Genomic DNA, 7,456 nt, shown 5'->3' on the forward strand with positions numbered 1-7,456 from the left:
AGAGGACTTGAAGTTATTGAACAAACAAGAGCCCCCATTTTAGAAGGATTAGAACTTCCACTTGTTGGTTATATTGCTGCTGGAAAACCAATTGAGGCAATTGAAGATCCCAATCAAACTATGTCCATACCACCACAACTTGTATCTGGAAAAAAGCGTAGTTTTGTTTTGCAAGTTAAAGGTGAAAGTATGAAAGACGACGGTATTTTAGATAGCGATTTTGTAGTTTGCGAGCAGACGAATACAGCTAATAACGGGGACATCGTGGTGGCTTTGTTGGAAAATGGAGTAGCTACCCTAAAAAGATTTTTTAAGGAAAAAAACAGAGTAAAACTGGAACCCGCCAATGCCCAAATGCAACCTATTTATGTTACAGAAGTTACAATCCAAGGCATTGTAAGAGCGGTGATAAGGAAATACTAATTTATCTCAAAACTCAAATGTCAAATCTCAAAACCAAAGCTAAAATCTCAAATCTAAAAAATAGCCCCGAAGATTTATTTCTTTAGTTTTGACCTTTGAGTTGTGGCTTTGACTTTTGAGTTTTGCGTTTTGAGATACTTCTTATCCCCTTCGGGTAAAATTAACGATCTTACTTACCATATCTTTAACAAACAAAAAAAGCTGTTTCCTCTGCTTTTTATCTTTCAAAATATGATAAAACCCGGGAGCCACGGATGCTATAATTATCCCTAAAACAATAGGCAGTAAATATCTATCCACATTGGGAATGGTATTGCCCAACCAAAACCCCGCAAAACTAATTCCCACCGCCCAAAAAAAGCCTCCAAATACATTGTAGGATAGGAATGTTTTATAATGCATATCTCCTATTCCCGCTATAATTGGCGCAAAAGTTCTAATTATAGGAATAAAACGGGCTAAAATAATGGTCTTTTTTCCGTGTTTCTCATAAAAATTTTCAGCCTTTTCTAAATTCTCTTTCTTAAACAAAAAACTGTCGGGTCTTTTAAACAATTTTCTCCCCACCTTTTTACCAAACTCATATCCAACACTATCTCCTAAAACAGCAAAAATAAAAGCTCCCAAAGCTAAAATTTTTATATCAAAAATACCTTGAGAAGCTAAAAACCCCGCGGTAAATAAAAGGCTGTCTCCGGGAAGGAAAAACCCTATAAAAAGTCCTGATTCGGCAAAAACTATAGAAAATATGCCTAAATACCCAATTGCCGGAAGTATTTCCTTTAAATCCATACCAAAGAGTTTACCAATATGCTAAACTTAAAACAACCTTCAAAATATGAAAAGTTTTGATAAGAAGTATTTTAAACAAATATACAAAGCGGCGTGGGAATCTATTATTCATCCCGGAAAATCGGTAAAACCCTTGCCAAAAAGCGAATCGGAAAAATACCCCCAAATATATGTGTTTAGACACGGGGAAACTTTTGATAACAAAAATAGGATACATTCCGGTCATAGAGACAGCAAACTTACAGAAACGGGTATAAAACAAGCGGAAATTTTGGCGGGAAAATTAAAAAATAAAGACATAAATATCTGCGTAACCTCTCATTTGTCAAGGTCAATAGATACCGCAAAATACGCCCTAAAATACCATAAAAACATAAAATATGAGGTGGACGATAGGATAATTGAAAGAGATTACGGAAAATTAACAGGAAAAAGCAAAACTAAACTAATGGAACTTTATCCGATTAAAGCGGTATTTTACAGAAGAGGATATGACACAAAACCTCCAGAAGGAGAAAGTTTAAAAGATGTTAATTTGCGAGTTTTTCCTTTTTGCGAAGAATTAGTAAAAAGAGTAAAAGAGAACAATGTAAATATAGCTATATCCTGCCATGGAAACAGTATGCGCTCTGTCAGAAAGTATTTTGAAAAGTTTAGTATATTAAAAGAGATAACCTTGGAGAATCCTTTGGGACAAGACTACGCACGGTATGTGATAAAAAAGGAAGCGTCATTGCGATCCCGAGTGCAATCGAGGGAGAAGCAATCCCAGTAAGATTGCGTCGTCGTTCGCCTACGGCTCGCTTCTCGCAATGACGATGGAAATATACAACCTTATTAAAATATCTCCAAAAGACGATTGTACTTGGCTACTCGCTCGCCGCGAGAAGGAGACCCAAATTTAACAAAGTCTGCGTTAACCCCCACCGCCAAATCGGCAATAAAAGAATCGTTCGTCTCTCCGCTACGATGGCTTACAACCACTTTCAATCCATTGTCTTTAGCAAGTTTAACCGCTTGCAAAGTTTCTGTTAGAGTTCCTATTTGATTTGGTTTAATTATTATTCCATTGCACGCTTTTGTATCTATAGCCTTTTGTATACGCGCAGGACTTGTAACTACTAAATCATCCCCCACTATTAAAACATCGTTTCCATAGCTTTTAGTAAACGCAATCCATTTATCCCATTCATTCTCCCCAAAAGGGTCCTCTATGCTTAAAACATTATACTTTTCTATCACTTGCCCGAAATTAAGCTGATTTTGCGCCGAAGTAGCCGCCACATCCAAAGCCAAAGGAAACTTACTTAAACTTGTTAAAAGGTCAAAAATATTCTCGTTAGAAAAGCCCACCGGACTAAACGCTCCTTCCAAACCCACCTCCACTTCAAGATTCTTTGAAAGAAGCGTTTTTCTTGCCATATCGTACACATTATCCCCCTCTTCCACAGAGTCAACAACTATCATAAACTCTTGTATAGATATGTCGCCTGCCCCATGCTTGCCCCCCTCAAATATAAGCATCATAATTTTTGGGCGGACACTTTCTCCAACATCCCCGTAACAATCTGCTATATATTTATGCAAAGGAATTTTTTTGGCTAAACTGCAAGCGCGGGCAAACGAATGCGAAACAGATAAAATAGTGTTTGCTCCCAAATTACTTTTTTCTGCCGTTCCGTCCATTTCTAAAAGAAACTTGTCCAACTTTTCCTGCATATAGAACTCTCTTCCCACAAGTTTTGGCTTTATATCTTTAATTTTTTGCAAAGCAAGGGGAACAGGCAAAACTTTCGCTTCAAAACTTCCAACCGAAGTTCCCCCGGGAACACTGGCAGAAGCCGTAACTTCATCCAACACAAGTGTGGTTTCTATGGTCCATTCCGATTTGGAGTTGAGTATTTTTCTTGATGATATGTTTTTAATAATAGGCATAGACGATTTACTTCGGTTTGTGAACTTTTTCGTACTCGGCTTCGTAAATAAATTTTCTAGTAATTTCTATAGCATCGGGACTTACTGAAATGGATGTTATGCCCCAACTCACCAAATCTTTAACTAAATCCGGATACACCGAAGGCGCTTGGCCACAAATAGAAACGGTTATACCTAGTTTTTTAGCTTTTCTCACAGTCCGTTCAATTGCCCAAAGAACAGACGGGTTCATTTCTGTTTTATCTAGAGACGCTACCTTTTCGTTGTCTCTGTCCACGCCCAAAATCAGCATAGACAAATCGTTGGAACCTATGGAAACTCCGTCAATCCCCGCTTTAACAAACTCTTCTAGCAAAATAACATTGGAGGGGATTTCCACCATCATCCAAAGCTTAAAATTATGGCTTCGCCGCAACCCAGAGGCAGAAATAATTTTTTTAACTTCAATAAGCTCTTCTACAGTCCTCACAAATGGGAGCATTAAATGCAAATTTTTGAACCCCGCTTTATCGCGAACTTTTTTAATTGCCGAAAGTTCCATTTCAAAAACTTCGTTGTCGCGAATATACCTGCTTACTCCTCTAAACCCAATCAACGGGTTTTCTTCCTCGTCTTCAAACTCGTAACCGCCTTTTAAGTTTCGGTACTCATTAGTTTTGAAATCAGTTGCTCTATAAATTACTGGGTTAGGAGAAAAAGCTTTGGCAAATACTTCTAAACCAGCGGACAATTTTTGGATAAACTCCTTTTTATTTTTTTCTTTGATAAATGTTCTTGGATGTTTGCCGATTTGCGCAATCATAAACTCTGCCCGCAAAAGCCCCACCCCATCAACATTTCTTTGAGACACTTTTTCGGCAAGTTCTGGTTCTGCCAAATTTACATATACTTTAGTAGCGGTTTTCATAACGCTAAATTTTTCATCCACATGAATTTTAAGAATGTTTTTGCTCTTATCCCCTTCATATACTTTGCCTCCTGAACCGTCCACAGTAATAATCTCGCCTGTTTTAAGCATTTTGGTTGCCAAACTTGTACCCACCACTGCGGGAATACCCAATTCTCTGCTAACAATAGCGGCATGAGAAGTCCGTCCTCCTTTATCGGTTACAATAGCGCAGGCTTTTTTCATAGCGGGAACATAATCCGGGTCGGTCATTTCGGTTACTAGCACATCACCTTTTTCAACTTTGTTTAATTCTCTGGGGGATTTTAAAATAACCACTTTTCCGCTAGCCGCGCCAGGGGAAGCGCTTAATCCCACCAATAAAGGCTCTTCATCCAGAACACTCAATTCGGTTATATCCGTTTTTAAAGTTAAAGTAGTAACGGGACGAGTTTGCACTATATATACCTTTCCTTTTTCAAACGCCCATTCAATGTCTTGCGGTCTTTTGTAATGTTTTTCAAGTTCTGCTCCTAATTTGGCAATTTCCACAATATATTTATCTTTAATTTTCTGCAATTTTTTATGCGCTTTTGAAACCTTTATTTTTCCCGCTTTAGTTAACTGCCAGTCCTGCGAGACCACCGTTTTTTTCATAATCGCTAAATCTTTTTTAGATACCAAGTATTGATCGGGAATAATTTCTCCCGAAACAATAGGCTGACCCAGTCCATATCCCGCCTCAACGGATATAACAGTCCTGTCGTTAGTTACCGGATTAAGCGTAAACATTATTCCCGAAACTTCAGATTGAACCATTAACTGCACCGGAACAGCTATACCTACCTTAAAATGGTCAAATTTCTTTTCTTGTCTGTAAAAAATTGCCCGCGCTTCAAAAAGCGACGCCCAACATTTTTGAACCGCTACAGTAACCTCTTTATACCCAACTCTGTTTAAAAAGGTTTCTTGCTGTCCTGCAAACGAAGCGTCCGGCAAATCCTCGGCAGTAGCGGAAGAGCGGACTGCCACAGGTTTATCGGCCTGCCCGCACAAAGTATGATAAAAAAGCTTTATTTCCTTTTCTAACTCGGAAGACATTTTAGCTCTTAAAATAGCTGTTTGGATATTTTTTGAAGCTTTTTCAAGTTTTTTGGAATCCTTTACATCCAACTTATTTAATTCGGTTTTGATTTTTTGTCTAAGAGAACTCGCGTCCAAAAATTTATAATACGCGTTTGAGGTAACCACAAAACCGTTGGGAACAGGTATATCTAAATGGGACATTTCCCCTAGATTCGCGCCCTTTCCTCCAGTTAACGCAATATCGTTTTTTGTTATTTCTTCAAACCACAAAATTGTTTTTTCACTTTTATTCATAGGCAGGTTAATTCAGGCAAATTGCTATAATTGGGATTTTTTTCAAACCCTACTTCCCCACTCTCTTTCTTTATTACATAGTAACCCATACCTCTTTTCTCGGCAATGGGGGTGTATAAATGCTGGGCGTTTTTGTCGTTCCAATCATCCCTTGTAATAAGCAAAGTGTTTCCAAGATTAACAAGAATATGTCCAAAACCTTGCGGAATTAGAAACTCCTCATTTAAATTAAGTTTAACAAACTTAATTTCCGCCACATCGTTGTAATAATCATTAGGGTTTTTTAGTTTTTGCATTAAAACCGCGCCTTTTCCGTAAAGCAGTGTGTATTTTTCGGGAAAATGAGGTTTATGGTAATGGCCGTAAGTTTTGTTAAATTCGCGTCCCAACATAATGGGAGAAATAATAGTAACATTCTGCCCGGGATTTTTTATCATAAAATAGGTTTCCAAGGGACCAGAAACATTCTCGTCCATAAGAACCTTTTTCATTTCTTCAAATTTTCTTGCGGTAAAAGTAATCATACCAATCTTATTTGATAATTGCGGACACCTCTTTCACAATGCGACTAACTATCTCCTTAGTTTTCCCTTCAACACAAAGCCGAATCAAGGGCTCGGTGTTGGATTTGCGAAGGCTAAATCTCCACTGCCTATTGTTATCTACAGCCACTCCATCAAGCTCCTCTATTTCAAGTCCGTCCGCTTTATATTTTTCCTTCACTTCCAGTAAAATTTCATTCGGGTTGTCCACTTTAAAATTAATTTCTCCGCTTATAAAATACTTTTCTCTGTAAGGCGCAAGTATTTCGGACATTTTCTTCCCCGAACTAGATAATTCTTCTAAAATCAAACCAATAGTCAACATTGAACTAACGGAATAAAATAAATCTTTATAAAAGAAATGCGAGCTGGTCTCCCCTCCAAATACCGCTCCCACCTCTCTCATTTTAGGTTTCAAAAAAGCGTATCCTGCTCTACACTCACTACCAACACCACCAGAACTTTTGATAGCATCTACTATAGCCCATTTAAATCTGTTCTCATGGACAATTTTAGCGTTAGGGTATTTAATAAGCATTTTCTTAGCCAATATCGCTGTTAGAAAGTAACCTGACGATAGTTCTCCCTTCTCATCCACAAAAACACACCTGTCCCCGTCACCATCAAGAGCGATACCTATATTCGCTTTTTCCAATACTACTCGTTTTCTAAGCGCCACTGTATTTTCCTCTTTTGTAGGATTGGCTTCATGGTTAGGAAACCTGCCATCAGGCTCAAAATACATTGGAATAATATTTAACGGCGTGTTTGAATATATTTCATTAACTAAAATCCCTCCCACACCATTACCTGCGTCTATTACCACTTTAAGAGGCTTTATTTTGCTAACATCCACAATATTAAATATCGCTTTTTTAAGAAATTTATGAGAACTTATTTTCTCAACATTTTTAGAATTATTGGTAGGCGCATACTCTTTTTCAATAACAAGCCGTTTAATATTTTCCAACCCGGTATTCTCGCTTATTGAAAATGCGTCTTTCCCTACAAATTTTAAACCGTTATATTCAGAGAGGTTGTGAGATGCCGTGAGCATTAGTCCACTTTCATATCCAAAATAACCAACTGAAAAATATAATTCTTCGGTTCCTATCATACCTAAGTCATACACTTTAGCTCCCGCATCATTTATTCCTCTTATTAAACTACTATATAACTCCATCCATGATGATCTTGCGTCGTGACCCAACGCCACTTCCTTTATTTGCATATAATCCACAAATGCTCGTCCTATTTTATAAACAACATCCGCATTTAATTGTGAAGGGAAAATACCTCTAATATCATAAGCCTTAAAAATAGACACATCAATTTTCATATTATTCATAACGGAAGCGTAAAATTAAAACTTGCGCCACTCTTACCGTCGCTTTCAACCCACATTTTGCCGTTATGAGCTTCCACAATTCCTTTGGCTATAACAAGCCCCAAACCTGTTCCCTTTTGGGTGGGGTCCACAGGACTTCGCATCTGCTCA

8 protein-coding genes are annotated in these 7,456 nt (G+C 37.8%); 2 read left to right on the top strand and 6 right to left on the bottom strand.

The window, feature by feature from the left end; genetic code table 11:
* Positions 1–423, top strand: a 423-nt coding sequence (gene lexA, locus KJ678_00275) for a transcriptional repressor LexA (protein ID MBU1016588.1), incomplete at its 5' end; no start/stop codon positions are given.
* Between the two features lie 141 nt (positions 424–564).
* On the opposite strand, the gene KJ678_00280 is transcribed toward lexA, so the two are convergent.
* Positions 565–1,215: a VTT domain-containing protein gene (locus tag KJ678_00280; protein MBU1016589.1), complete on the bottom strand. Its 651-nt coding sequence runs from the start codon at positions 1,213–1,215 to the stop codon at positions 565–567.
* Positions 1,216–1,261: 46 nt separating this feature from the next.
* Here KJ678_00280 and KJ678_00285 point away from each other — a divergent pair, with 46 nt between their 5' ends.
* A complete protein-coding gene (locus KJ678_00285; GenBank protein ID MBU1016590.1) occupies positions 1,262–1,990 on the top strand; it encodes a histidine phosphatase family protein in 729 nt (242 codons plus the stop codon).
* Between the two features lie 62 nt (positions 1,991–2,052).
* On the opposite strand, the gene eno is transcribed toward KJ678_00285, so the two are convergent.
* The 5 genes from eno to KJ678_00310 all read right to left on the bottom strand — a co-directional run.
* Positions 2,053–3,150 (bottom strand): phosphopyruvate hydratase, encoded by a 1,098-nt coding sequence (gene eno, locus KJ678_00290; protein ID MBU1016591.1) that lies wholly within the window; start codon positions 3,148–3,150, stop codon positions 2,053–2,055.
* A gap of 7 nt (positions 3,151–3,157) precedes the next feature.
* The gene (gene ppsA / locus KJ678_00295; GenBank protein ID MBU1016592.1) at positions 3,158–5,416 is read right to left on the bottom strand and encodes a phosphoenolpyruvate synthase; all 2,259 of its coding nucleotides are present in this window, start codon (positions 5,414–5,416) and stop codon (positions 3,158–3,160) included.
* A complete protein-coding gene (locus KJ678_00300) occupies positions 5,413–5,940 on the bottom strand; it encodes a hypothetical protein (protein MBU1016593.1) in 528 nt (175 codons plus the stop codon). Before KJ678_00300 ends, ppsA begins: the two co-directional genes overlap by 4 nt.
* A 7-nt stretch (positions 5,941–5,947) precedes the next feature.
* Positions 5,948–7,306: a phosphomannomutase/phosphoglucomutase gene (locus tag KJ678_00305; GenBank protein ID MBU1016594.1), complete on the bottom strand. Its 1,359-nt coding sequence runs from the start codon at positions 7,304–7,306 to the stop codon at positions 5,948–5,950.
* The coding region (locus tag KJ678_00310; protein ID MBU1016595.1) for a cell wall metabolism sensor histidine kinase WalK at positions 7,303–7,456 on the bottom strand (154 nt) is incomplete at its 5' end. The genes KJ678_00310 and KJ678_00305, both read right to left, overlap by 4 nt.

This window comes from Patescibacteria group bacterium (genome assembly GCA_018817085.1).
Lineage (GTDB): Bacteria > Patescibacteriota > WWE3 > CG2-30-40-12 > CG2-30-40-12 > CG2-30-40-12.